Annotated in this window: 20 protein-coding genes; 7 read left to right on the forward strand and 13 right to left on the reverse strand. The window is 69.5% G+C overall.

Annotated elements, in window-relative coordinates; genetic code table 11:
• Nucleotides 1–138: 138 nt before the first annotated feature.
• The 4 genes from trpC (at nt 139) to lgt (ending at nt 4,402) form a co-directional block, all read left to right on the forward strand.
• Nucleotides 139–948 (forward strand): indole-3-glycerol phosphate synthase TrpC, encoded by an 810-nt coding sequence (gene trpC / locus VF106_RS11200; protein ID WP_330839562.1) that lies wholly within the window; start codon nt 139–141, stop codon nt 946–948.
• Nucleotides 927–2,204: a tryptophan synthase subunit beta gene (gene trpB, locus VF106_RS11205; RefSeq protein WP_414638932.1), complete on the forward strand. Its 1,278-nt coding sequence runs from the start codon at nt 927–929 to the stop codon at nt 2,202–2,204. Before trpC ends, trpB begins: the two co-directional genes overlap by 22 nt.
• Nucleotides 2,205–2,319: 115 nt before the next feature.
• Complete coding sequence (gene trpA, locus VF106_RS11210) at nt 2,320–3,108, forward strand: tryptophan synthase subunit alpha (protein ID WP_330839563.1); 789 nt, start codon at nt 2,320–2,322, stop codon at nt 3,106–3,108.
• 151 nt (nt 3,109–3,259) lie between these two features.
• On the forward strand, nt 3,260–4,402 hold the full coding sequence (gene lgt / locus VF106_RS11215; protein WP_330839564.1) for a prolipoprotein diacylglyceryl transferase: 1,143 nt from the start codon (nt 3,260–3,262) through the stop codon (nt 4,400–4,402).
• On the opposite strand, the gene VF106_RS11220 is transcribed toward lgt, so the two are convergent.
• The 7 genes from VF106_RS11220 to VF106_RS11250 all read right to left on the reverse strand — a co-directional run bounded on the left by VF106_RS11220 (nt 4,399) and on the right by VF106_RS11250 (nt 10,410).
• Nucleotides 4,399–4,860 carry a hypothetical protein gene (locus VF106_RS11220; protein ID WP_330839565.1) on the reverse strand — a complete coding sequence of 154 codons (462 nt, stop codon included), beginning with the start codon at nt 4,858–4,860 and terminating at the stop codon, nt 4,399–4,401. The two genes, lgt and VF106_RS11220, sit on opposite strands and share 4 nt — an antisense overlap.
• A gap of 438 nt (nt 4,861–5,298) precedes the next feature.
• Nucleotides 5,299–6,366 (reverse strand): NAD(P)H-dependent amine dehydrogenase family protein, encoded by a 1,068-nt coding sequence (locus VF106_RS11225; RefSeq protein WP_330839566.1) that lies wholly within the window; start codon nt 6,364–6,366, stop codon nt 5,299–5,301.
• The gene (locus tag VF106_RS11230) at nt 6,363–7,142 is read right to left on the reverse strand and encodes an SDR family oxidoreductase (RefSeq protein ID WP_330839567.1); all 780 of its coding nucleotides are present in this window, start codon (nt 7,140–7,142) and stop codon (nt 6,363–6,365) included. Before VF106_RS11230 ends, VF106_RS11225 begins: the two co-directional genes overlap by 4 nt.
• A gap of 31 nt (nt 7,143–7,173) precedes the next feature.
• Complete coding sequence (locus VF106_RS11235; protein ID WP_330839568.1) at nt 7,174–7,548, reverse strand: PH domain-containing protein; 375 nt, start codon at nt 7,546–7,548, stop codon at nt 7,174–7,176.
• Nucleotides 7,545–8,357 (reverse strand): ABC transporter ATP-binding protein, encoded by an 813-nt coding sequence (locus VF106_RS11240; protein ID WP_330839569.1) that lies wholly within the window; start codon nt 8,355–8,357, stop codon nt 7,545–7,547. The genes VF106_RS11235 and VF106_RS11240 overlap by 4 nt, the downstream gene beginning before the upstream one ends.
• Nucleotides 8,354–9,379 carry a FecCD family ABC transporter permease gene (locus VF106_RS11245; protein WP_330839570.1) on the reverse strand — a complete coding sequence of 342 codons (1,026 nt, stop codon included), beginning with the start codon at nt 9,377–9,379 and terminating at the stop codon, nt 8,354–8,356. The genes VF106_RS11240 and VF106_RS11245 overlap by 4 nt, the downstream gene beginning before the upstream one ends.
• 74 nt (nt 9,380–9,453) lie before the next feature.
• On the reverse strand, nt 9,454–10,410 hold the full coding sequence (locus tag VF106_RS11250; RefSeq protein WP_330839571.1) for an ABC transporter substrate-binding protein: 957 nt from the start codon (nt 10,408–10,410) through the stop codon (nt 9,454–9,456).
• A 276-nt stretch (nt 10,411–10,686) separates the two neighbouring features.
• On the opposite strand from VF106_RS11250, the gene VF106_RS11255 reads away from it, so the two are divergent.
• Nucleotides 10,687–11,658: a hypothetical protein gene (locus VF106_RS11255; protein WP_330839572.1), complete on the forward strand. Its 972-nt coding sequence runs from the start codon at nt 10,687–10,689 to the stop codon at nt 11,656–11,658.
• Here the strand turns inward: VF106_RS11255 and VF106_RS11260 are convergent.
• From VF106_RS11260 to VF106_RS11285, 6 genes are all read right to left on the reverse strand, one after another.
• The gene (locus VF106_RS11260) at nt 11,618–12,610 is read right to left on the reverse strand and encodes a LacI family DNA-binding transcriptional regulator (RefSeq protein ID WP_330839573.1); all 993 of its coding nucleotides are present in this window, start codon (nt 12,608–12,610) and stop codon (nt 11,618–11,620) included. The genes VF106_RS11255 and VF106_RS11260 overlap by 41 nt on opposite strands.
• Nucleotides 12,610–13,962: a GH1 family beta-glucosidase gene (locus VF106_RS11265; RefSeq protein WP_330839574.1), complete on the reverse strand. Its 1,353-nt coding sequence runs from the start codon at nt 13,960–13,962 to the stop codon at nt 12,610–12,612. Before VF106_RS11265 ends, VF106_RS11260 begins: the two co-directional genes overlap by 1 nt.
• The gene (locus VF106_RS11270; protein ID WP_330839575.1) at nt 13,959–14,795 is read right to left on the reverse strand and encodes a carbohydrate ABC transporter permease; all 837 of its coding nucleotides are present in this window, start codon (nt 14,793–14,795) and stop codon (nt 13,959–13,961) included. Before VF106_RS11270 ends, VF106_RS11265 begins: the two co-directional genes overlap by 4 nt.
• Nucleotides 14,795–15,781: a carbohydrate ABC transporter permease gene (locus VF106_RS11275; protein ID WP_330839576.1), complete on the reverse strand. Its 987-nt coding sequence runs from the start codon at nt 15,779–15,781 to the stop codon at nt 14,795–14,797. Before VF106_RS11275 ends, VF106_RS11270 begins: the two co-directional genes overlap by 1 nt.
• Nucleotides 15,778–17,043, reverse strand: coding sequence for an ABC transporter substrate-binding protein (locus tag VF106_RS11280; RefSeq protein ID WP_330839577.1), 1,266 nt, complete (start codon nt 17,041–17,043; stop codon nt 15,778–15,780). The genes VF106_RS11275 and VF106_RS11280 overlap by 4 nt, the downstream gene beginning before the upstream one ends.
• A 282-nt stretch (nt 17,044–17,325) precedes the next feature.
• Nucleotides 17,326–18,696 (reverse strand): glycoside hydrolase family 16 protein, encoded by a 1,371-nt coding sequence (locus VF106_RS11285; RefSeq protein ID WP_330839578.1) that lies wholly within the window; start codon nt 18,694–18,696, stop codon nt 17,326–17,328.
• 456 nt (nt 18,697–19,152) lie between these two features.
• On the opposite strand from VF106_RS11285, the gene gltB reads away from it, so the two are divergent.
• Both gltB and gltD read left to right on the forward strand, forming a co-directional pair.
• Entirely contained in the window at nt 19,153–23,718 is a 4,566-nt protein-coding gene (gene gltB / locus VF106_RS11290; RefSeq protein WP_330839579.1) for a glutamate synthase large subunit, read from the forward strand.
• On the forward strand, nt 23,711–25,231 hold the full coding sequence (gene gltD / locus VF106_RS11295; RefSeq protein WP_330839580.1) for a glutamate synthase subunit beta: 1,521 nt from the start codon (nt 23,711–23,713) through the stop codon (nt 25,229–25,231). Before gltB ends, gltD begins: the two co-directional genes overlap by 8 nt.
• Nucleotides 25,232–25,342 lie beyond the last annotated feature (111 nt).

The raw sequence follows: 25,342 nt of genomic DNA on the forward strand, positions 1-25,342 counted from the left end.
CCGAACCCCTGCAAAGTGCCGCAAAGGGACGGGGTTAGCATCCCTTGAGCGGGAAGGGGCAGGGCTGGTGACGGATAGCACGAGCGATTCATCGGAGTCGGCCACTCTGAAGCCGGGACCGACCAGCGAGCGTGGCCAGTGAGTGTCCTCGAGTCGATCATCGAAGGTGTCCGGGCCGACCTCGCGGTGCGCGAGGCCGCGCTGCCGTTCGACGTCGTGAAGGAGCGCGCCACCAAGGCGCCGCCGCCACGGGACGCCATCTCGGCACTGCGTGGCGTCGACATCAGCGTCATCGCGGAGATCAAGCGGCGCAGCCCGTCGAAGGGTGAGCTGGCGACGATCGCCGACCCGGCGACACTGGCCAAGGACTACGCCGACGCGGGTGCGCGAGTGATCAGCGTGCTTACCGAGCAGCGCAGGTTCGGCGGCTCGCTCGACGACTTCGACGCGGTCCGCGCGGTCGTCGACGTCCCCTTGCTGCGCAAGGACTTCACGGTCTCGACCTACCAGGTGCACGAGGCGCGCATGCACGGCGCCGACATCGTGCTGCTGATCGTCGCGGCACTCGACCAGCCGACGCTGGTCGGACTGCTCGACCGGGTCGAGTCACTCGGCATGACCGCGCTGGTCGAGGTGCACTCGGCCGAGGAGGCCGACAGGGCGCTCGAGGCAGGCGCGTCCGTGATCGGCATCAACGCGCGTGACCTGCACACCCTCGAGGTCGACCGCGAGGTGTTCGGCCGGCTCGCGCCGGGTCTGCCGTTCGAGACCATCAAGATCGCCGAGTCCGGCATCCGCGGGCCGGGTGACCTGATGACCCACGCCGGCGCTGGCGCCGACGCGGTTCTCGTCGGCGAGAGCCTGGTGTCCGCCCCGGACCCGAAGGCGGCGCTGGTCCAGCTGGTCACCGCCGGGTCGCACCCGGCGTGCCCCAGGCCGAGCCGGTGACGGAGACGAAGACCGAGGCTGAGACACAGGTAGTGACCGACAAGAAGCCCCACGAGCACGACGAAGCACACGACCCGGACGAGCGTGGCCACTTCGGCCCGTACGGCGGCCGGTTCCTGCCCGAGGCCCTGATCGCGGCCATGGACGAGCTGGCCGCCGTCTACGAGAAGGCCAGGGTCGACCCCGACTTCCTCGACGAGTTCAACCGGCTGCTCCGCGACTACGCCGGCCGCCCGTCGCTGCTCACCGAGGCCCCGAGGTTCGCAGAGCACGCCGGTGGCGCACGGATCTTCCTCAAGCGCGAGGACCTCAACCACACCGGCTCACACAAGATCAACAATGTGCTGGGCCAGGCGTTGCTCACCAAGCGGATGGGCAAGAAGCGGGTCATCGCCGAGACCGGCGCCGGCCAGCACGGCGTGGCCACCGCCACCGCCTGCGCGCTGCTCGGCCTCGACTGCGTCGTCTACATGGGCGAGGTCGACACGAAGCGACAGGCGCTGAACGTGGCCCGCATGCGGCTGCTCGGCGCCGAGGTCATCCCGGTGACCACCGGCTCCCGCACGCTCAAGGACGCCATCAACGAGGCGCTGCGCGACTGGGTGGCGAACGTCGACAGCACGCACTACCTGCTGGGCACGGCGGCCGGCGGGCACCCGTTCCCGATGATGGTGCGGAACTTCCACAAGGTCATCGGCCAGGAGGCCCGCGAGCAGGTCCTGGAGAAGGCGGGCCGGCTGCCGGACGCCGTCACCGCGTGTGTCGGCGGCGGCTCCAACGCGATCGGCATCTTCCACGGTTTCATCGACGACCCGTCCGTGCGGCTCGTTGGCTACGAGCCGGGCGGCCACGGCATCTCCTCCGGCGAGCACGGCGCCACGCTCAGCGAGGGCACACCAGGCATGCTGCACGGCGCGATGTCCTACCTGCTGCAGGACGAGGACGGCCAGACCGTCGAGGCGTACTCGATCTCGGCCGGCCTGGACTACCCGGGCGTCGGGCCGGAGCACGCGTGGCTCAAGGACACCGGCCGCGCCGAGTACCACCCGGTCACCGACGACGAGGCCATGGCGGCGTTCCAGCTGCTCTCCCGCACCGAGGGCATCATCCCGGCCATCGAGTCGGCGCACGCGCTGGCCGGCACGCTGAAGCTCGGCCAGGAGCTGGGCCAGGACGGGCTCATCGTGGTGTGCCTTTCCGGGCGAGGGGACAAGGACATGGACACCGCCGCGTCGTACTTCGGGTTCTCGTCATGAGCGGAGCTTGCGGAGCGAATCATCGATGTTCAGGACGGCACATCGCCCGCGGAGGGCGCCGGTGTAGCGGAGCCTGCGGAGCGTTCCGGCGCTGCGGAGCGGGCGAGGGGGCGTCATGAGTCTTGCTGAGGTGTTCGAGAAGACCAGGGCCGAGGGACGCGGCGCGCTCGTGGGTTATCTCCCCGCGGGCTACCCGACCGTCGAGGGTTCCGCCGACCTGCTGACCGGCATGATCGACGCCGGCTGCGACGTGGTCGAGGTCGGCGTGCCCTACTCCGATCCGGTGATGGACGGCCCGGTGATCCAGGCCGCCGCCACCGCCGCGCTCTCGGCAGGCTTCCGGTTGCGGGACCTGTTCACGGTGGTGGAGCGCGTGTCGTCGGCCGGCGGCACCGCCGTGGTCATGACGTACTGGAACCCCGTCTTCCACTACGGGGTGGACCGCTTCGCCCGTGACCTCGCGGCCGCGGGTGGTCAGGGCATCATCACGCCGGACCTCATCCCGGACGAGGGGGCGGACTGGCTCGAGGCGTCGTCGGCCCACGGCCTTGACCGGATCTTCCTGGTCGCGCCGTCCTCCACGGAGGAGCGGATCGCGTCGACGGCCGCCGCCACCACGGGCTTCCTGTACGCGACGGCGGTCATGGGCGTGACCGGCGCACGCGACCAGGTCGGGTCCGGCGCCGCGGCACTCGTGGCCAGGGCACGCGCCCACACGTCACTGCCCATCGGCGTCGGCCTGGGGGTTCGGTCCGGGGAGCAGGCGGCCGAGGTCGCCGGGTTCGCGGACGCGGTGATCGTCGGTTCGGCGTTCGTCTCACAGGCTGCCGACGGCGTCGCACAGGTGCAGACGCTGGCGGCGGAACTGGCAGAAGGCGTCCGCCGCCCGCTGGTCGCTCGTTAGTACTCCCTGTTCCGCAAGGCGACTCCTCTCGTCCCTCTGAGCACCCGGTCCTATCCAAGCGCAGTGCTTCACCAGTTCGATACGTCCGATCAGGGACAGATATGCGGACCTGCCGTGTGAGTCACATCGGCCGCCCGTTACGGTGACCGGCGTGACTGCGGCGCAGAGTGTCTTCCTGGCCACCATTCCGAGCCCAGACCGCGGTGTGTGGGAGCTCGGGCCCATCCCGATCCGCGCGTACGCGCTGTGCATCATCGCCGGCATCATCCTGGCGATCTGGTGGGGCGAGCGGCGGTGGATCGCGCGTGGTGGCACGGCCGGCACGGTCATCGACATCGCGGTGTTCGCGGTGCCGTTCGGCCTCGTCGGTGGGCGGCTGTACCACGTGGCCACGGACTGGCACCGCTACTTCGGCGAGGGTCGTAACCCGCTCGACGCGCTGCGCATCTGGGACGGCGGCCTGGGCATCTGGGGCGCCATCGCGCTGGGTGCCGTTGGCGCGTGGATCGGCTGCCGCGTCAAGGGCGTTCCGCTGCCGGTGTACGCGGACGCCATCGCGCCGGGCATCGTCGCCGCCCAGGCCATCGGCCGCGTCGGCAACTACTTCAACCAGGAGCTGTACGGCGGCCCGACCGACCTGCCATGGGGTCTGGAGCTGTACCGGCGGGTCAACGAGGCGGGCGCGGAGGACAACCTCAACGGCGTCGCGATCAACCACATCCCGATCGACGGCAGCCCGGTACACCCGACGTTCCTGTACGAGCTGATCTGGAACCTGCTGGTCGCCGCGCTCGTCGTGTGGGTGGACCGCAAGTTCCGGCTCGGGCACGGGCGCGCGTTCGCCGTGTACGTCATGGGTTACACGCTCGGCCGCACGTGGATCGAGCTGATGCGCACCGACGACGCCACCCACGTGTTCGGCGTGCGGATCAACGTGTGGGTGTCGATCCTCGTCTTCCTCGGCGCGGCCGTGTACTTCGTGCTGGCCCGGTCCCGCGGGCCGCGGGAGGAGCCGGAACTGTTGCGCGGCAAGGACGCGCCGCCACTGGACGACGACGCGGGCGAGAAGGCCGAGCCGGACGACGACGAGAAGGACGAGAAGGCGGAGTCCGAGGACGCCGACGCCGAGTCGAAGTCGGACGACGCCGACGAGGAGAAGTCGGACAAGGCCACCGAGGTCAAGGACGACAAGGCTGAGGCCAAGGAAACGAAGGCTGAGGCCAAGGACGCGAAGCCCGAGGCCAAGGACGACGAGGACAAGAAGGCCGACGCCTCGGCGAAGTCCGACGGCTAGTTCGGCTGGAAGTGCGCGCGCACGTCCGGCGGGAGGCATCCCGAGTAGGGGTGCTCCGGCATGGCGCCCGCCCGCACCTCGGTCGGTGCCACGACCCCGGACAGGCAGCCGTCCTCGAAGGTGACGCCGAACACCACGGACCTGGCGTCGATCGCCGGCTTGACCTCCACCTCGATGTCCCTGTCCGGGTAACCGAAGGCGATCAGCGCGTCGGCCACCGCGCGGGGCGTGATGTCACCGGACACGCGGACCTCCTCCAGGGTCGGGATCAGCGCGAGGCCCTCCGCGTCCAACCGTTGCCGTGCCGCGTCGGTGAGGTCGGCGGGCCGCTCCGGTACCGGCCCCGCCGGCTTCGGGGGCGGATGAGGGGTGAGGTTCGCGAAGAAGTAGAACACCACCCCCACCGCGAGGAGCGTCACGATGGACAGGGCGATCAGCGTGGCTTCCACGGCTTTCACGGAGCCAGTTTGCCAGCGTCAGCCCGAAAGCAGGGCCACGTCCGATAACCAGAGGTAAGTCCAGCGGCACCGAAGCGGTTGTGCGGCAAGACCGCGCCGCCGAGCAGATGGACGTCTACCTGCACAGGCTTGGCCTCCGGCCCCCGGTTCCACGCTACGGCACACCACCGACAAAACCCGGGGCCCGGTACCGAGGCTGTGGACAATTCGCGTGTCCAACGCCCAGAACCCGCGTGTCCAACAGCGCGGACCGGTGAGTTCAACAAATCGCGGACCACCGAATTGTTGAACTCACCGGTCCAGTTCGTTGGACACGCGGGAGGTTGGACACGCGAGGGGTGTGGATGAACCCGGGGCGGGCGGCCGGGAATGTCGGTGCTTTGCCGTAGTGTGGAAATCGGGGGGCCCCTGGCGCGCCAATGGGACTTTCGCTCGGGGTTAGGGCTTGTGGGTGACTAGACCTCGGCCGGTGATCAGTGGTAGGTCCAGTGCGGTCAGTAGGCCGGGTTTCGCGGCGACCACGGCGGGGATCGCGTTCACCAGGCGCATGGCCGTGGCCTTCAGGCCGCCTGTGTTGTGGTCGCCGTCCGTGCCTTCGATGCGCAGGTCCAGCGTGTAGTTCGGGTCGCCGGTGACCTCGACCCGGTAGCCGCCCTGGCCCGGCAGCGTCGGCCAGTCGGGGCCGAGGTCCGGGTGTAGGCGGGTGATGTGCTCCAGGACGCACACCGCGTGGTCGCCGACCATGCCCCGCACCTCGAAGCGCAGCGCGGCGGCCGTGCCCGCCTCGACCACGCCGGACGGCAGTTCGATCCGGTCGGGCGCTGGCAGCCGCGTCGACGACTCCGCCACGCGGTCCAGCACCACCCCCAGTCCGGCCGCGAGCTGCCGCACCACGCTGCCCCACGCCAGCGACAGCACACCCGGCTGCAGCAGCAGCGGCGTGTCGTCGATGGGGCGCCCGAAGCCCATGATGTCGAACAGGACCTTCGCGTTGTCGTACGTCGCGTAGTCGAGGATCTCCAGGCAGCGCACCTGGTCGATGCGCTGGCACACCGACGTCAGCACGAGCGGCAGCCAGTCGTTCGCGAAGCCGGGGTCGATGCCGTTGACGAACAGAGACGCCCCGCCCTCCACCGCGGCGGCCTGGATGGGCGCGACGAGGTCGTCGGGCACCACGCCGTACGGGTACTGCAGGAACACCGGCCCGCTCGCCACCACGTTGACGCCGGCACGGAGGAACCCCGTGAGGTCGGCGAGCGCCTCGTTCAGCCGGTCGTCGGCCATCGCGGTGTAGACGACGCAGTCCGGTTTGCCGGCGAGGAGCGCCTCGGCGTCGTCCGTCGCCGTGACGCCGAGTGGTCCGATGCCGGCCAGCTCACCGGCGTCCCGGCCCACCTTGTCCTTTGTGGACACCCAGACGCCGGCCAGCTCCAGCTCCGGGTGCGCGGCGATGCCAGCCAGCGCCTGGCGACCGACGTTTCCCGTGCTCCACTGGATCACTCTCATAGGTCTGGCAGTCCCAGGTCGAGGTTGGGTTGCTGCAGGCCGCCGTCGACCTCGAGCACCTTGCCGGTGACGTAGGCGCCCGCCGGTGAGGCGAGGAACAGCACGGTCGCGGCGATGTCCTCGGCCGCGCCGATCGTGCGCAGTGGGGTGGCGGAGGACATGCGCTCACGCAGCTCGTCGTTGGTGAGCACGATGTCCAGCGCCGAGGTGGCCACCGAACCGACGGCGATGGCGTTGACGCGGATCCTCGGCGCGAGGTCGTACGCGGCCAGTTCGGTGTAGTGCGCGAGGGCCGCCTTGGCCGTGCCGTAGGCGAGGAAGCCGCGGCCCGCCACCCGGCCCATGATCGACGAGATGTTGACCACGGCGCCGCCGGACATCAACGGGACCGCCGCCCTCGTCAGCGCGTGCGCCGTCGAGACGTTGAAGTGGAACGCGTCCTCGAGAAAGCCGGTGTCCGTGTCGAGGAACGGCCGGGGATAGGTGCCGCCGACGTTGTTGACCACGATGTCGAGCCGCCCGAACGTCTCGTGCGCGACCCCGGCCAGCTCGGCCGCGGCGTCCACATCGGACAGATCGACGACGACCGTACGCGCACGGCGTCCGGCGGCTTCGACCTGCTTCGCCACGGCGTCGAGGTCGGCCTCGGTGCGGGCGGCGAGCACGACGTCCGCACCGGCCTCGGCCAGCGCGACGGCGGTGGCGGCGCCGATGCCGCGGCCAGCCCCGGTCACCACGGCCACCTGGTCCGGTACCCGGAAGCGATCAAGGATCACGCCCGGAACTGTAACACGTTCTAGTTGTGGTCTACAGCGTGTACGTCGCGATCAGGTGGCTCAGCTGCCGGATGTCCGACTTGCCCTTGAACTCGAGGCGGACGATGCCGAGACCGCTGAACCAGAGGTCGAGCTCCGCGTCGAGGTCGAACGTGCCGGCGGTCTCGATCGAGAACGCCTGGATCTTGCTGTAGGGCAGCGACGTGTAGTCCCGTTTCCGGCCGGTCATCCCCTGGACGTTCACGGCGATCAGCCGCTTGTTGGTGAACACCACGAAATCCCGCACCGCCTTGAAACAGGCGATCGCCTCCTCTCCCTGGATCAGCAGCGGGGCCACCGCCGGCAGGATGTCCTGCGGGTTCACGGGCGAGAGCTTGAACACCGAACCATTGGAGAAATCGATCACGGCCGAATTGTCGGCGAGTTCCGGCTTTCCGTTACAGCTCCGCGGACCGGCGCCACCACGGGCTCGTTCTCCGTGGTGTGCAGCACTTCCACGCGTGCCTCGTAGTGGCGTTCGATCGTCTCGCGGGTCAGCACCTCGGCCGGGGTGCCCGTCGCGACGACCTTTCCCTGGTCCACCAACAGGAGTTGCGAGGCGTACTGCGCGGAGAGGGTCAGGTCGTGAAGCGTGCTGACGACCGTCGCGCCTTCCTCGTGGCGCAGGCGGTCGATCAGGTCCAGCAGTGCCTGCGCGTGGCCGATGTCCAGGCCCGTCGTCGGTTCGTCGAGCAGCAGCAGGCCCGCCTGCTGGGCCAGCACCCTGGCCAGCACCGCCCGTTGCCGTTCGCCGCCGGACAGGGTCTGCAGCGCCCGGCCGGCGAGCCCGTCCAGATCCAGCCGGCCGAGCACCTGGGCGACCACCGCCAGGTCAGAACGCCGTTCCCGAGCCAGGGGCGGCAGGTGCGGGGTACGGCCGAGCAGCACGTAGTCGGTCACGGTCAGCCGCTCCGGCAGCTGCGGTGTCTGTGGGGCGTAGGCGACCGCCTTGGCCCGCTCGCGGTGGGACAGCGACGACGCCGGCACACCGTCCAGCAGGATCGCTCCGTCATGCCGCACGACACCGACGATCGCCTTCAGCAACGACGACTTGCCTGCGCCGTTCGGGCCGATGATCCCCAGCCAGCCACCCGGCTCCACTGACACCGAGACGTCGCCGACCACGACCCGCGTGCCGTACCAGGCGCTCACCCCCTCCAGCGTCAGCGCGGTCACCGCAGCCGCTCCCTGTGCGTCCGCAGCACCACCAGGAAGAACGGCGCCCCGGTGAACGCCGTGATCACCCCGATCGGCAGCTCGGCTGGCGCGAACGCGGTGCGGGCGATGTAGTCGGCCACGATCAGGAAGGTCGCCCCACCGAGCAGCGACAACGGCACGACCACCCGGTAGCTCGCGCCGGCGAGCAACCGCACCACATGTGGCACCACGATCCCCACGAACCCGATCAGGCCGCTGACCGCGACGGCCGCCGCGGTCGCGAGTGACGCCGCCAGCAGCACCGCCACCCGAACCCGCCCGGGATGGACGCCGAGCGACGCGGCCTCGTCGTCCCCGATCGCGAGCACGTCCAGCAGCCGCGCGCACAGGCACAGCACCGTCGACGCGATGCCGATGTACGGCAGGGTCACCAGCACCTCGCGCCACCCGGTCGTGTTGAGGCCGCCGAGCATCCAGCTGTAGACCTGCTTGATCGTGTCGGTGTTGAGCTGCTGCGCGAACGTCTGCACCGCGGTCAGGAACGACGCGACCGCGATCCCGGCGAGCAGCAGCACCGCAGTGCCCCCGCCCGCGGACCGCCCGAGCACCCAGGTGAGCGACACGCCGCCGAGCGCCCCGGCGAACGCGGCGAGCGGCAACGGCCCGAGCACCCACCCGGTGGTCTGCGGCGCCGCGACCACCACGATCGTCGCCGCCATGCCGGCACCCGCCGCGGCGCCGAGCAGGTACGGATCGGCGAGCGGGTTGCGGAACACGCCCTGGAACGCGGCACCCGACACCGCCAGCGCCGCCCCGACCAGCCCGGCGAGCACGACCCGGGGCACCCGCACCTCCCACACGATCGCCGCCTCGGTGGCCGAGAGCGGGGACATACCGCCGGTGAGCTGTGCCCAGACCTCCGCGACCACCCGGCTCCAGCCGAGGTTGGCCGCCCCGAGCAGCGTGGACACCGACGCGACGACCACGAGCACCGCGACCGCCACGGCGACCACCCAGGGCCGAAGACGAGTGAGGCTCATGGGCACCGACGACATGTCGACGGGCTCAGCCGGGCCGTGGGGCTCGGCCGAGCCGCCGTCGTCGTTGCTCTTCGTCAGTTCTGCTCGCCGGCCTTCGTGACGGCGTCGGCGATCGACTTCGCCAGTTCGACGATGCGTGGGCCCCAGCGGGAGGCGAGGTCGTCGTCCAGCGGGACGACGTTGCCGTTCTTGACGGCCTTCAGGGTGTTCCAGCCGGGGCGGCTGCCGACCGTGTCGGCGGTCTGGCCGCAGCACTGCACGTCCGCGAGGAAGATCAGGTCCGGGTCGGCCGCCAGGATGGCCTCGTTGGTCAGCTGTGGGTAGCCGCCGGCGTCCACGTCGGCCGGGTCGGCGACGTTGGTCATGCCGAACAGGCCGTAGATCTGGCCGATGAACGTCTTGGACGTCACGCTGTACAGCGTCGTGTCGAGCTCGTGGTAGTAGGAGAGCGGCTTGGCCGGTTTCGGGGTGTCGGCCACGATCTCGTCCAGCCCGGCGCGGGTCCGCTTGGCCACGTCCGCGGCCTCATCGGCGTGGCCGGTCGCCTTGCCGATGAGCTCGAAGCCCGTGTAGACGTCCTCCAGCGTGGCCGCGGCGGGCACGACCAGCACCGGGACGTGCACGGCTGCCATCGACTCGACCAGGTTGTCCGGGTTGTCCGAGACGACCACGAGATCCGGGTCGTAGCCGGAGATGGCCTCGACGTTCGGGGTCAGTCCGGACAGGTCGGTCTTGGGTGCGTCCGCCGGGTAGTCGGACTGCTGGTCGACCGCCACGACCTGGTCACCGGCGCCGACCGCGAACAGGGTCTCCGTGTTGCTCGCCGACAGGGAGATGATGCGCTCCGGCCGCCGCTCGATCGTGACGGGCTCGCTCCCGGCCGGGGTGAGCGTGACGGGGAAAGCCTGGCTGTCGGCCTCGAACGTCTCGGGTGTCTGGTTGCTGGAGGCCTGCTCACGGGTCGCACACCCGGCGGCGAGCAGCGCGCCGGCGATGGTCAGGGCCGCGAGGCGCCTGGTGATGGAGGGCAACGGACTTCCTCGAGTCGTCGGTCCGGCACGCGGGCGCGCGGGGCCCTGGGCGATCGCACCCGGGACGCCGCATCCCTGCACCGGGGGCGGTTGGCGTCAGCGCGGCAGGGAGGCGACCTGGCTATGACAGTTGCGGGACAGCGCCGGATTCGCACCGGACTTCGCTACCACCGCCGCGCCGCCGGTCAGCCGTGCTGACCAGCACCGGGACGCTACCACCTCGGCAGTAACGGCGCGCCACGACGCCACCGATACACGGGCATGGGGGAGCCTGCGTTGGCCGATGAGACCACGGCCCAGTTCTACGCGCTGTCGGTGCGGCAGGCCCGTCTGTGGGTACTCAGCGCCGTATCGGGCCTGGTGCTCGGAGCACTGGTGCTGTGGCGGCCGGAGTGGTATTCGGTCGCGATAGGGATGATCTTCGTTGGCGTCGTGCAGTCGCGCTTCGGAGTCGTGCCCACCCAGATGCCATGGCGGGCGGCCACCGGGCCGTTGCTCGCGGGGCAGCCGTGGCGGGAGACACCGGTGCGGGTGCTCAACACGATCGGCACCGTGCTGTACCTCGACAACGGCGAGTACGTCCTGGTGCGTGTGCTGCCCGCGGCGGCCCGCGAGGTGATCGTGCGTGCCGGGCGTGTGTGGCTCGTGGGGCCCGACGCCAAGGGCAGGTTCGCCGTCCGGGTCGACGGGTCGCACACCGCGTGGCCGGCGAAACGCATACGGCCGGTCACGGGCACGGCGGCGCTTCCCACTCATGAGCCGATCGCGGCGATGGCGGCGCGTGTCCTGGTCGAGCGCATGCGTCCGATGGCCGGTTTCTTCCCGGTGCTCGCCGTGCTCTACCTCGTCATGGCCGTGTTCTCGACCACGTACGACGGGGAGTGGTGGTGGTACCCGTTCGCCGCCTTCTTCGTGTTCCTCACCGTCATGTTCTGGGTGTCGTACCGGCAGCTCAAGCGCCTGCGGCCCACCGAACCATGGACTCGGGCACAGGCGTCGGAGCCGTCATGGCGGGTTCGCGGCAACGGGACGGCCACCGGGACGGTCGTGTTGGACTTCCCGGACGGACGCCGTGTCACCGCACACCTCGACCGGGCGCCGCTCGACCTGTTCGTCAACGTACGGCAGGAAAAGGCGCTCTGGATCGCGGGCAACGGGGTCGTCGGGTTCCCCCACTACCCGTCGGTGGCGCTCGCGCGGCTCGTGGCTACGCCGACTCCCGTTCGACCAGTTCCGTCGGCAGGATGACCGGGTCGGCGACCGGATCGCCGCCGATCTGCGTCAGCAGCAGCTCGGTCATCGTGCGGGCCTGGTGCACGATCGGCTGATGGACCGTGGTCAGTGGCGGCTCGGTGTGGCGGGCCAGCTCGATGTCGTCGAAGCCCACCACCGACACGTCGTGCGGCACGGCGCGGCCCGCGTCGCGCAGGACGCGTAGCGCGCCGGCCGCCATCATGTCGTTCGCCGCGAAGACGCCGTCCAGGTCGGGGTAGCGGTCCAGCAGCTCGGCCATCGCGCGCTGACCGGACTCGCGGGAGAAGTCGCCGTACGCGACGCGTTCCGGTTTCCGGCCGGCCAGTGCCTGACGGAAACCGGCCAGCCGGTCGATGCCAGCGGTCATGTCCTGCGGGCCCGCGATGGTCGCGATCCGCCGCCGCCCGGCCGACAGCAGGTGCTCGGCCGCCAGCTGCGCGCCGCCGACGTTGTCGCAGTCCACATAGGACAAGCCGGGCAGCGGGCTGGCCGGGCGGCCGCCGACCACCGTGGGAATGCCCGCGTCCAGCAGGATCCTCGGGAGCGGGTCGTCGTTGTGCATGGAGGCCAGCAGCACGCCGTCGACGTGTCCACTTCGGACGTAGTCGGCGAGCTGCGCGTGCTCCGCGGTGTTCTGCGCGTTCACCAGCACCAGCTGCACGCCGGTGCCCACCAGTGTCTGGCTCGTCGCGATGATGATGTTGCCGAGGTACGGGTCGTTCAGCACCGTCGCGTCCGGCTCACGCATGACCAGCGCGATCGAGTCGGTCCGGCGCATCGCGAGGCTGCGCGCGGCTCGGTTGGGCACGTACCCGAGCGTCGCGATGGCCGCCTCGACCGCCGTCTTGACCTCGGCCGACACGCGGGGTGACCCGTTGATCACCCGGGACACGGTCGCACGCGAGACCCCCGCCTCGGCGGCGACCGTGTCCAGTGTTGGTTTCACTACCAGCCGTTCGTTCGAATTACCTGCCGGTACCAGTGTGCGCTGTCCTTCCACACCCGCTTCTGCGTGCGGTAGTCCACGTGGACGATGCCGAACCGCTTCTCGTAGCCGAATGCCCACTCGAAATTGTCCAGCAGCGACCACACGAAGTATCCCCGAAGGTCAACACCGGCCGAGATCGCCTCGCGCACGACCGTCAGGTGATCCCTCAGATAGGCGATCCGCTCGTCGTCGCGCACGCCGTCCACGCCCAGCTCGTCGTCGAACGCCGCGCCGTTCTCGGTGATCATCAACGGGATCGGGCGGTACTGCTCGTGGACCCGGTGGACCACGTTCCGCAGGCCCTGCGCGTCGATGGCCCAGCCCATCGCGGTCGTGGCGCCAGGAGGCTGGACGAACACCACGTTCTCACACGCAGGCCACGGCGACGGGCCGTCGTTGCCCGGCCCGACGTCCACCAGGGTGGGGGAGTAGTAGTTGATGCCCAGGAAGTCGATCGGCGTCGAGATCACCGGCAGGTCCTCGGGTAGCACGAACGACCAGTCGGTCAGCCGCGCCGTGTCCTGCCGCACGTCGACCGGGTAGTGACCGGCCAACAGCGGGTCGAGGAACAGCCGGTTGGCCAGCCCGTCGATCCGGCGCACGGCGTTCGTGGCCCCGGGGGACGTGGCCGCCGGCAGCACCGCGGCCAGGTTCAACGTGATCGACAGCTGTGCGGTCGACGGCAGGACCCCGCGCAGTGCCTGGGTGCCGAGCCCGTGCGCGAGCAGGAGGTGGTGGGCGGCCCGCAACGACAGCGCCGGGTCGGTTTTCCCCGGCGCGTGCTCGCCGGAGGCGTACCCGAGGAAGGCGGCACACCACGGCTCGTTCAGCGTGGTCCACGACGGGACCCGATCGCCGAGCCGGGCCCCGACCAGCTCCGCGTACTCCGCGAACCGAGCCGCGGTGTCCCGCGCCCCCCACCCGCCGGAGTCCTCCAGCTCCTGCGGCAGGTCCCAGTGGTAGAGCGTGAGCACCGGCGTGATGTTCTTCGCCAGCAACTCGTCCACCAGCCGTGCGTAGTGGTCCAGCCCCGCCTGGTTCGCCGGCCCCTTGCCACCGGGCTGGATCCGTGGCCACGAGACCGAGAACCGGTACGCGGGCAGGCCCATCTCGGCCATCAGCGCGACGTCGTCACGGTAGCGCCGGTAGTGGTCGGCGGCGACGTCGCCGGTGTCGCCGTTCACCACCCTGCCCGGTGTGTGGCTGAACGTGTCCCAGATGGACGGTCCACGTCCGTCGACGTCCGGCGCGCCCTCGATCTGGTACGCCGCCGTGGCAGCGCCCCACACGAAACCCTCAGGAAACCTCATCCTTTGACCGCCCCCTGCATGATCCCTCCGATGATCTGCCTGCCCAGCAACAGAAAGACGATCAGCATCGGGAAGGTGGCGATCACCGTGCCCGCGAGCACGAGCGAGTAGTCCACTTCGATGCCGCTCGCCGTGTTGGCGATCGCCACCTGGACCGTCGGGTTCTGCGTGTTGAGCAGGATCAACGGCCAGAACAGGTCGTTCCAGTAGGTGATGAACGTGAGCAGCCCCAGGACCGCCGCACCCGGTCGGGCGATGGGCAGCACCACGTTCCAGTAGATCCGCAGCGTCGACGCGCCGTCCACGCGACCGGCCTCGAGCAACTCGGTCGGCATGGCCGACGACAGGTACTGGCGCATGAAGAACACGCCGAACGCGCTCACCAGCGCCGGCACGATCACGCCACGCAGATCGTTGGACCAGCCGAACCACTGCGTCACCATGATGTACAGGGGGATGATCGCGAGCTGTGTCGGCACCAGCATCGTCGCGACCACCGCGGTGAACAACCCGTTGCGACCGCGGAAGGCCAGCTTGGCGAACGCGAAACCCGCGAGCGTGGACGTGAACACCACGGCCACCGTGATCGTGCCGGCCACGATCACCGAGTTCGTCAGCGCCAGCCCGAAGTTGCCCTGCTCGAACGCCGCGGACAGGTTGTCCCACAACGAACCGCCCGGCACGAGCGGCGGGGGATAGCTGCCGATCGCCGACTGGTCCCGGGAGGACACGACGATCGACCAGTACAGCGGGAAGATCGAGAAGACGATGATCGCGAAGAGGATCGCGTAGGTGCCGAAGCGGCCCGCGTCCGGTGCTCGTCTGCGTGCCATCAGTCGTCCGCCGATCGGATCCGGCGCACCAGCAGGAAGTTCACCAGCGCGATCACCACCGTGACGAGGAAGAGGGTCCACGCGATCGCGGCGCCGTAGCCGTACCGGCCGTTGGTCCAGAACTGCTGGTACAGGTACAGGACCACGGTCTGGAACTCACGTTGCGGGCCACCGTTGTTGTTCCGCGTGGTGTCGAACAGGAACGGCTCGGCGAACAGCTGCAGCGCGCCGATCGTGGACACGATGACCGTGAAGATGATCGTCGGCCGCAGGCTGGGAATCGTGATGTGCCAGAACTGCTGCCACCGGCTCGCGCCGTCGATCGACGCGGACTCGTAGAGCTCGTACGGGATCGTCTGCATCGCCGCCAGGTAGATCAACGCGTTGTAGCCGGTCCAGTGCCACGTGACCATCGCCGACACCGCGAGCCACGACGCCCACTTCTCGGCGCGCCAGTCGATCGGGTTCTCCACGAACGGCTGCAGAAACCAGTTCAGCAGCCCGAAGTCACGCGCGAAGATCTGGTTGAAGATCAGCGCGACCGCGGCGACCGACGTGATGTACGGGACCAGCACACCCATGCGCAGGAACAGCCGTCCCCGCAGCTTGTAGTTCAGCAGGTGCGCGATCCCCAGCGCCAACAACAACTGCGGCACGGTCGACACGATCCCGATGCCGAACGTGTTGATCAGTGCGTTGTGGAAGTTGTCGTCGGCCAGCAGCTTGCCGTAGTTGTCCAGGCCGACGGAGACGTCCTCGCTGCCGGGCTTGCGCGGGCTCCACGCGGTCGTCGAGATGACCGCCGTGTACACCAGCGGGAACAGGCCGAACACCGCGAACAACCCGAAGAACGGGAAGATGTACAGGTACGGCGAACCCTTGAGGTCCCAGCGGTACAGCCGGGAACGCCAGGCCTGCCTGCGGCTCACCGCGGGGCGCCGGTCTGGATCGACCGGCGCCCCGCGGTCCTGAAGTTGAGCCGTCACCCTTCACCCGCGGCGGCCTTGATGTCCTCCATCGCGGAGTCCCACGCCTCGTTCGGATCGGTGCCCTGTTCGACGCTGTTGAGCGCGCCGGCGAACGTGTTGCCGATGACGCCGCTCTGCGGACCGACCACCTGTGACGGCGCGTTCTCCAGCGACTCCGGGTAGATCGTGCCGGCCGGCGCCCCGGAGAAGAACTCCGACGTGAAGTCCGCGACCTCCGTCGAGGACCAGGTCGAGGACTGGCTCGGGAAGTTGCCGATCGACTTGAACAGCTTGATGTTCTGCTCTGGCGCGGTCAGCCATTTCGCCAGTTCCACGGAGGCGTCGATGTTCTTGCCCTGTGACGGCACGGTCACGTAGGAGCCACCCCAGTTGCCGGAGCCGCCGGGGATCTTCGCGATGTCCCACTTGCCCTTGGTGTCAGGGGCGTTGCCCTGGATGTAGCCCATCATCCAGGCCGGGCAGGTGATCGTCGCGAACTGGCCCTGCTGGAAACCGGTGTTCCACTCCGGCGAGAACTCCGCCAGCGCGGCCGACTGGCCGGCCTTGATCGCGTCGACCGTGAGGTCCCACGCGTCCTTGACGACCTTGTTGTCCTCGACGATCAGGTCGCCGTCGGCGTTGTAGTAGGTCTCCTCCTCGTTGCCGAGAATGCCGGTGAACACGTGGCCGCCCGCGTCGAACCATTTCACGTCCGCCACCGTGCCGGTGAACTGCTTGCCGACCTCGACGTACTGCTCCCACGTCGGCCAGAGCGCGGACACCTCGTCACGGGTGGTGGGCAGGCCGGCCTGCGCGAACAGGTCGGTGCGGTAGCACATGGCGAGACCGCCGATGTCGGTCGGCAGACCGATCAGCGTGCCGCCGTCCGCGCTCGACGCGCGCTGCACGATGGCGTCCGTCCACTGTGTCGTGTCGACGCTCTCGTCCTTGAAGTTGACGAACTTGTCGGTCTGCCCGATGAAGCCGGACACCTGGCCGACCTCGATCAGCTCGATGTCCGCCGCGCCGGAGCCCGCGGTCAGCCGTGCCTGCAGGTTCTGGTGGTGCGTGCCGAAGTCGCTGCGGTTCTCGACGATCTTGATGCCCTTGTGGGCCTTCTCGTACTCGTCGTAGAGAGCCCGGTTGTCGGGCAGCGAGAAGTTGTCGCCGAAGACGTTGATCGTCAGCGTGGTCGTGCCGTCGTCGCCGGCGTCCGAGCCACACGCGGTGAGGGCGAGCGCGAGCCCGGCAAGGGTCGCGACGATCCCTGAGTTACGCATTCTTTGGCCTCCTGCGGCCGTCGCCGGCCACGTCGCTGTGGTGTGCGTGAGAGCGCTCTCATGGATGAGCGAAAGAATGTCCGGCGACTTTCGGGTCGTCAAGGTCTCGTAATCGGAATGTTGTGCGCGGCAACAAACGAGGTGATGCCGGTTCCTCGCGCAGGGACAAGAGCGCGAGGAACCGGCGTGCGGCCCGGGCTCCACGTGGCCTGTACGGGACTTGCCCGGACCGCGGCTCGATGGCCGGTGCCCTGTAGGTGCCCTTCAGGGCATCCGGGCTGGTCAGCGGGCGAACGTGAGCCAGTCGACGTTGACGAAGTCGGCCGGTTGGCCGCTGGTGAAGGTCACGTACACGTCGTGCACGCCCGTGACCCCGGTGATGTTGGCCGGAACGTTCCGCCAGCTCTCCCAGCCTCCCGTGTTGGCGATGGCGAAGCTGCCGATCGGCGCGTTCGACCTGCTGTCCAGCCGTACCTCGACCAGACCGCTGACACCGCCCGCGGCCCCGGACGCCGCCCTGGCGGTGAACTGCCTTGCCGCGGTCGAGCCGAAGTCGACACCGGAGTACCGCAGCCAGTCACCGTTGGCGAGCCAGCCGACGTACTGCCCGCCAGCGGCGCTCGTCGCGCTCCCGACCTGCGTGCCGCCCTGCTGCTGGAAGCTCTCCGCCTCTATCTGCCGGTAGGCCGTCCCGCCGCCGGTGGGTGGGGGCTCGGTGCCACCGCCACCACGTGTCCAGACCGCCACGTAGTCGACGAGCATCGGCCGGCCGGACACGGTTTCCGCCGTCGGCGTCGCGAATCCGGCCACGCCGTCCGGGAACGCGCCGCCCATCGCGACGTTGAGGATGATGAAGTAACCGTGCGCGGTCATCTGGTTCCACGTGTCCGCAGGCAACTGGCCCTGGCTGACACTGTGGAACTGCTGGCCGTCGACGTACCAGCGCAGCTGGTTGGGCGTGACGCTCTGGTCCCACTCGAACCGGTAGGTGTGGAAGGCCGACTGGCACGACGAGCCGGGGCACGCACGCGACGCGCCGATGCCGTTGAACTCGTTGCACGGCCCGCCTGGCGCGACTCCACAGTGGAGCACGCCCCACACGTTGTTGAGCCCGTTGACGTTCTCCATGATGTCGAACTCGCCGATGCCCGGCCAGTTCCAGTAGTTGCCGCGGAAGGGAGCGCCGAGCGCCCAGAACGCCGGCCAGTAACCGAGTGCGGCGTTACCGGTGACGTTCGGCATCTGGATGCGGCCCTCGATACGCAGCACGCCACCGGACGGTGGCCGGAAGTCGCTGCGCTGCGTCTCGATGCGCGCCGACGTCCAGTTGCCCGCGCCGTCCTTGAGCGGAGTGATGCGCAGGTTGCCACCGCCGTCGAGGCTGACGTTGGCCGGATTGTTGGTGTGGGCGGCGATCTCGCCGGTGCCCCAGTTCGCGGGGCCCCCGGGATAGCCGTGGCCGATGTCGAAGATCCAGTTCGACGACGACGGCAGTGCGCCGGCGTTGCCGTTGAAGTCGTCGGCCCAGACCTGGGCCCACCCGGCGTCGGGCGGTGGCACGGCGGCCTCCGCGGAGTAGGTGATGGGTGCGAGAACCAGTGCTGCGGTGGCCCCTAGGGCCAACCGCCGCATGGCACGGCGGGAAAGGGGCATAGCGGTGACCTCCTCGTCACGCTCGGGCAGGGTTTCCGAGTGCCTGAATCAGGCCGCAGATGTTGCCGAAAGTCATGGAAGCGCTCTCACGAGCGAATTGTCAACCCATGGGAAGTTCCGGCGATGACAGCTGTGTGACTTGCGCCGTGACCTCTAGCGATGCGAGCGGGCGCGTGTGAGGCTGTGAGGGCCTGTGTCGCGCGGTTCACCGGCCTTCCAGCAGGGCAACCGTCGGTTACGCTGGCGCGGGCGAGGCAGCCCGGCGCACCAGGCCCCACCAGGGCAGGTGCGCCTTATCGCGCGGATCATCCAAAACGTTACATCAAACGCGGAAATCCGCCCTTTGACGCATGGCTCCTGGGTTTCGGGACTGTTAAGCTCGCGTCAACACGCGGGCCACCGGCGTCCCGCGCCCAGCTGCCAGTTGAGCGCGAGGACGACGAGGGAGGTCGACGCGTGATCTATTCCGCCATACCCACCGCACGAGGTCTTTACGACCCCACCACCGAGCGTGACGCGTGTGGCGTGGCCATGGTCGCGGACATCAAGGGGCGCAGGTCACATGGCATCGTGACCGACGCACTGGTGGCGCTGGCCAACCTCGAGCATCGCGGGGCCGCGGGCGCCGAGCCGACCAGTGGTGACGGCGCCGGCATCCTGCTTCAGCTCCCCGACGAGCTGCTGCGTGCCGCGATCGACTTCGACCTGCCGGAGTCGCGGGACGGCCAGCACGCCTACGCGGCGGGTATCGCCTTCCTGCCCCAGGACATCGACCAGCGGGCCAGAGCCGTCTCGCTGGTCGAGCGCATCGCCAAGGAGGAGGGCCTCGAGGTCCTCGGCTGGCGGGACGTGCCGGTCGCGCCGGAGGCGGCCAACGTCGGGCCGACGGCGATGTCGGTCATGCCGCACTTCGCCATGCCGTTCGTCGCGGCGCCCACCGACGTGTCGGGCGACCGTCTCACCGGCGTCGAGCTGGACCGGTTGGCGTTCTGTCTGCGCAAGCGCGCGGAGCACGAGAGCGTCGCCGCCGGCTGCGGGGTGTACTTCCCGTCGCTGTCCGCCAGGACGCTGGTCTACAAGGGCATGCTGACGACCGCTCAGCTGCCGGTGTTCTTCAGCGACCTCACCGACGAGCGCCTGGCCAGCGCGATCGCGCTGGTGCACAGCCGGTTCTCCACCAACACGTTCCCCTCGTGGCCGCTCGCGCACCCGTTCCGGTTCGTCGCGCACAACGGTGAGATCAACACGATCCGTGGCAACCGCAACCGGATGCGCGCCCGTGAGGCGCTCCTCGCCAGCGACCTGGTCCCCGGCGACCTGACCCGCCTGTACCCGATCTGCGACCCGGACGGCTCGGACTCCGCGTCGTTCGACGAGGTGCTCGAACTGCTGCACCTCGGTGGGCGCAGCCTGCCGCACGCGGTGCTGATGATGATCCCGGAGGCGTGGGAGAACAACGCCACCATGGATCCGAAGCGGCGTGCGTTCTACAAGTTCCACTCCAGTCTGATGGAGCCGTGGGACGGCCCGGCGAGCGTGACCTTCTCCGACGGCACACTGGTCGGCGCGGTGCTCGACCGCAACGGCCTTCGCCCGGCCCGATGGTGGCGCACCACCGACGACCGCGTCGTGTTCGCGAGCGAGACCGGCGTGCTGGACCTGCCGCCGGACCAGGTCGTGGCCAAGGGCCGCCTGCAGCCCGGCCGTATGTTCCTCGTGGACACCGAGGCCGGCAAGATCGTCGACGACGACGAGATCAAGTCGAAGCTCGCCGACGAGCACCCGTACGAGGAGTGGCTGCACGCCGGTCTGCTGAAGATCGCGAACCTGCCCGACCGCGAGCACGTGGTGCAGACCAGCGAGTCCGTGCTGCGTCGCCAGCTCTCCTTCGGCTACACCGAGGAAGAGCTGAAGATCCTGCTCCAGCCGATGGCGATGACCGGCGCCGAGCCGATCGGGTCGATGGGCACCGACACGCCGCCCGCGGCGCTGTCGAAGCGGTCCAGGCTGCTCTACGAGTACTTCAAGCAGAACTTCGCCCAGGTGACGAACCCGCCGCTGGACGCGATCCGCGAGGAGATCGTCACGTCGGTGGAGCGCATCATGGGCCCTGAGCAGAACCTGCTCGAGCCGGGGCCGGCGTCGTGCCGGCACATCCAGCTGCCGTACCCGGTGATCGACAACGACGAGCTCGCGAAGCTCATCCACGTCAACGACGACGGCGACATGCCGGGCTACGCCTGTACCGTCGTGCCCGGGCTGTACGAAGTGGACGGTGGCGGCGAGGCGCTCGCCGCGGCCATCGAGCGGGTGCGGCGCGAGGCGTCCGAGGCCATCGCGGCCGGTGCGCGGACACTCGTGCTGTCCGACCGGGACGCCGACCACCGCATGGCGCCGATCCCGTCGCTGCTGCTGGTCTCCGCGGTGCACCACCACCTGGTGCGCACCAAGGAACGCCTGCGGGTCGCGCTCGTCGTCGAGACCGGTGACGCCCGCGAGGTGCACCACGTCGCGCTGCTGCTGGGTTACGGCGCCGCCGCGGTCAACCCGTACCTGGCGTTCGAGACCATCGAGAACCTGATCCGGCGCGGCACGCTCACCGGCATCGAGCCGCAGCGGGCGATCCGCAACTACGTCAAGGCGTTGGTCAAGGGCGTCCTCAAGATCATGTCCAAGATGGGCATCTCGACCGTCGGCGCCTACACGGCGGCGCAGGTCTTCGAGGCGTTCGGGCTGGCCGGCGACCTGCTCGACGAGTACTTCACCGGCACCAGCAGCAAGCTCGGCGGCGTTGGCCTCGACGTGATCGCGGACGAGGTCGCGGCGCGCCATCACCAGGCACACCCGGAGAACCCGACGGACCGGGTGCACCGGCGCCTCGAGGTGGGTGGCGAGTACGCCTACCGCCGCGAGGGCGAGCTGCACCTGTTCACGCCGGAGACGGTCTTCCTGTTGCAGCACGCGACGAAGAACCGGCGTGAGGACGTGTACCGCCGGTACGTCGACGAGGTGGAGCGGCTCAACCGCGAGGGCGGCGCGCTGCGTGGCCTGTTCAGGTTCCGCACCGAGAACCGTCCTTCGGTGCCGCTGGACGAGGTCGAGTCCGTCGAGTCGATCCTCAAGCGGTTCAACACCGGCGCCATGTCCTACGGGTCGATCAGCGCCGAGGCACACGAAACCCTTGCCATCGCGATGAACCGCATCGGTGGGCGGTCCAACACCGGTGAGGGCGGCGAAGACACCGACCGGCTCTACGACGCGGAGCGGCGCTCGGCGATCAAGCAGATCGCGAGCGGCCGGTTCGGCGTGACCAGCGAGTACCTGGTGAACGCGACCGACCTGCAGATCAAGATGGCGCAGGGCGCGAAGCCGGGCGAGGGTGGGCAGCTGCCGCCGAACAAGGTGTGGCCGTGGATCGCACGCACGCGGCACTCCACCGCGGGCGTCGGCCTCATCTCGCCGCCGCCGCACCACGACATCTATTCGATTGAGGACCTCGCGCAGCTGATCCACGATCTCAAGAACGCGAACGAGCACGCTCGGGTTCACGTGAAGTTGGTCAGCGAGCTCGGCGTCGGCACGGTCGCGGCCGGTGTGTCCAAGGCGCACGCGGACGTCGTGCTGATCTCCGGGCACGACGGCGGCACCGGCGCCTCACCGCTGAACTCGCTGAAGCACGCCGGCACGCCGTGGGAGGTCGGGCTGGCCGAGACGCAGCAGACGCTGATGCTCAACGGCCTGCGCGACCGGATCACCGTGCAGGTGGACGGCGCGATGAAGACCGGCCGCGACGTCGTGGTCGCCGCGTTGCTCGGCGCGGAGGAGTACGGGTTCGCGACCGCGCCGCTGATCGTCGCCGGCTGCGTCATGATGCGGGTGTGCCACCTGGACACCTGTCCGGTCGGCGTGGCCACGCAGAACCCGGTGCTGCGCGAGCGGTACACCGGGCAGGCCGAGCACGTGGTCAACTTCTTCCACTTCATCGCGAACGAGGTGCGGGAGTACCTGGCGGAGCTGGGTTTCCGCACCCTGGACGAGGCGATCGGCCACGCGGAGCTGCTCGACGTCGACGGCGCGGTCGAGCACTGGAAGGCGAAGGGCCTCGACCTGACGCCGATCTTCGAGGTGCCGGAGACCACCTACAGCAGCACGCGGCGGCGCGTGCGTGGGCAGGACCACGGCCTCGACCAGGCACTGGACCGCACCCTCATCCAGCTGGCCGAGGCGGCGCTCGAGGACGCGCACCCGGTTCGGCTGGAGCTGCCGGTGCGCAACGTGAACCGGACGGTCGGCACGCTGCTCGGCGCCGAGGTCACCCGGCGCTACGGCGGCGAAGGGCTGCCCGACGACACGATCCACATCACACTCACGGGCTCTGCCGGACAGTCGCTCGGCGCGTTCCTGCCGGCCGGCATCACGCTGGACCTGATCGGTGACGCCAACGACTACGTCGGCAAGGGCCTGTCGGGCGGGCGGATCATCGTGCGGCCGCACGACGACTCGGTGTTCGCGGCCGAGCAGCAGGTGATCGGCGGCAACGTGATCGCCTACGGCGCGACAAGCGGCGAGATCTTCCTGCGCGGCAGGGTCGGCGAGCGGTTCTGTGTGCGCAACTCCGGTGCCGTGGCGGTGGCAGAGGGCGTCGGCGACCACGCGTTCGAGTACATGACCGGTGGCCGGGCCGTGGTGCTCGGGCCGACGGGGCGCAACCTGGCGGCCGGCATGTCCGGTGGCATCGCGTACGTGCTCGACCTGGACGAGAAGATGGTCAACACCGAGATGGTCGACCTGCAGCGACCGTCCGCGGAGGACCAGCGGTGGTTGCGGGAGATCGTGACCCGCCACCACCGCCATACCGGATCGGCGGTAGCGGCGTCGCTGCTCGGCGACTGGACCCGGCGCGCGGCGTCCTTCACGAAGGTCATGCCGCGCGACTACCAGCGCGTGCTCGAGGCGATGCGGTTGGCCGCGGCCGAGGGGCGCGACATCGACGAGGCGGTCATGGAGGCTGCGCGTGGCTGACCCCAACGGTTTCCTGAAGATCTCCCGCGCGGACGCCCCGAAGCGGCCCAAGCCGGACCGGCTCGCCGACTGGCGCGAGGTGTACGTCGAGCAGGACCCGGTCGAGCGGGGCAAGCAGGTCCGCGCACAGGCGTCCCGGTGCATGGACTGCGGGATCCCGTTCTGTCACTCGGGTTCCGCCGGGTGTCCACTTGGGAACCTGATCCCGGAGTGGAACGACCTGGTACGCGTCAACGACTGGCCCGCGGCGAGCAACCGGTTGCACGCCACCAACAACTTCCCGGAGTTCACCGGGAAGCTGTGCCCGGCGCCGTGCGAGGCGGGGTGTGTGCTGTCGATCAACCCGCTGTCCGGTGGGCCGGTCGCGATCAAGCGGGTCGAGGAGGCCATCGCCACCGCGTCGTGGGAGAAGGACCTGATCAAGCCGCGCCCGGCGACCGTGTCCTCGGGCAAGCGGGTCGCGGTCGTCGGCTCCGGCCCGGCCGGTCTCGCCGCGGCGCAGCAGCTCACCCGCGCAGGCCACGAGGTCACGGTGTACGAGCGGGACGACCGGCTCGGCGGCCTGCTGCGGTACGGCATCCCCGAGTTCAAGATGGAGAAGAAGGTCCTCGACCGGCGCCTCGCGCAGCTGCGTGAGGAAGGCACCCGGTTCGTGACCGGGTGCGAGGTCGGCGGCAGCAAGCCAGGTGACCTGTCGGTGGAGACGCTGAAGTCGTCCTTCGACGCGGTGGTGCTGGCTGTCGGTGCGCTGCGTGGCCGTGACGCGCAGGAGATCCCCGGCCGGTCGCTTTCCGGTGTGCACATGGCGATGGACCACCTGGTGCCGGCGAACAAGGAGTGCGAGGGCGACGGCCCGTCTCCGATCACGGCCGCGGACAAGCACGTGATCGTGATCGGTGGCGGTGACACGGGCGCCGACTGCTACGGCACGGCGACCCGGCAGGGCGCGCTCTCGGTGACCCAGCTCGACCAGTACCCGCAGCCGCCGTCGGTCCGGGACGACGACCGCTCGCCGTGGCCGGTGTGGCCGTGGATCCTGCGCACCTACCCCGCGCACGAGGAGGCGGGGGAGCGCCGGTTCGCGGTGGCGGTGGACGAGTTCGTCGACGACGGCAACGGGAACGTGAAAGCCGTGCGGCTGCGTGAGGTCCGGGTGCGTCGCGATCCGGAGACGGGCCGGCGCGAGGTCACGCCGGTGAACGACCACGTTGAGGAGCTGCCGGCGGACCTTGTCCTGCTGGCGATCGGCTTCGAGGGCGTGGAGCACATGCCGTTGCTCGACGGTCTGGACCTGTCGCTCACGCCGAGGGGCACGCTGTCCTGCGGCACGGACTGGCAGACCTCCGCCGAGGGCGTCTTCGTCTGCGGCGACGCACATCGCGGCGCGTCCCTCGTGGTCTGGGCCATCGCGGAGGGCCGCTCGGTGGCACACGCCGTCGACGCCTTCCTGACGGGCCGCTCGGACCTACCAGCCCCGGTGATCCCAACAGCCCTCCCCCTCGCGGTCGCCTAACCCCGCGAGTCGCGCGTTCGGCCCCGGCGAGTCTCGCGTTCGGCACCCCCGAGTTACGTTTTCGTGTACAGGCGGGCGTTCACGAAAACGCAACTCGCAGGGGCCGAGAGC

Origin of the sequence: Actinophytocola sp., assembly GCF_036378875.1 — a bacterium.
Lineage (GTDB): Bacteria > Actinomycetota > Actinomycetes > Mycobacteriales > Pseudonocardiaceae > Actinophytocola.

Coding starts and splice junctions, on each gene's coding strand:
- trpA (WP_330839563.1), top strand. CDS start 2,320: ATGAGTCTTGCTGAGGTGTTCGAGAAGACCAGGGCCGAGGGACGCGGC.
- VF106_RS11225 (WP_330839566.1), bottom strand. CDS start 6,366: ATGAGAGTGATCCAGTGGAGCACGGGAAACGTCGGTCGCCAGGCGCTG.
- VF106_RS11245 (WP_330839570.1), bottom strand. CDS start 9,379: ATGAGCCTCACTCGTCTTCGGCCCTGGGTGGTCGCCGTGGCGGTCGCG.
- VF106_RS11265 (WP_330839574.1), bottom strand. CDS start 13,962: ATGAGGTTTCCTGAGGGTTTCGTGTGGGGCGCTGCCACGGCGGCGTAC.
- VF106_RS11270 (WP_330839575.1), bottom strand. CDS start 14,795: ATGGCACGCAGACGAGCACCGGACGCGGGCCGCTTCGGCACCTACGCG.
- VF106_RS11280 (WP_330839577.1), bottom strand. CDS start 17,043: ATGCGTAACTCAGGGATCGTCGCGACCCTTGCCGGGCTCGCGCTCGCC.
- VF106_RS11285 (WP_330839578.1), bottom strand. CDS start 18,696: ATGCCCCTTTCCCGCCGTGCCATGCGGCGGTTGGCCCTAGGGGCCACC.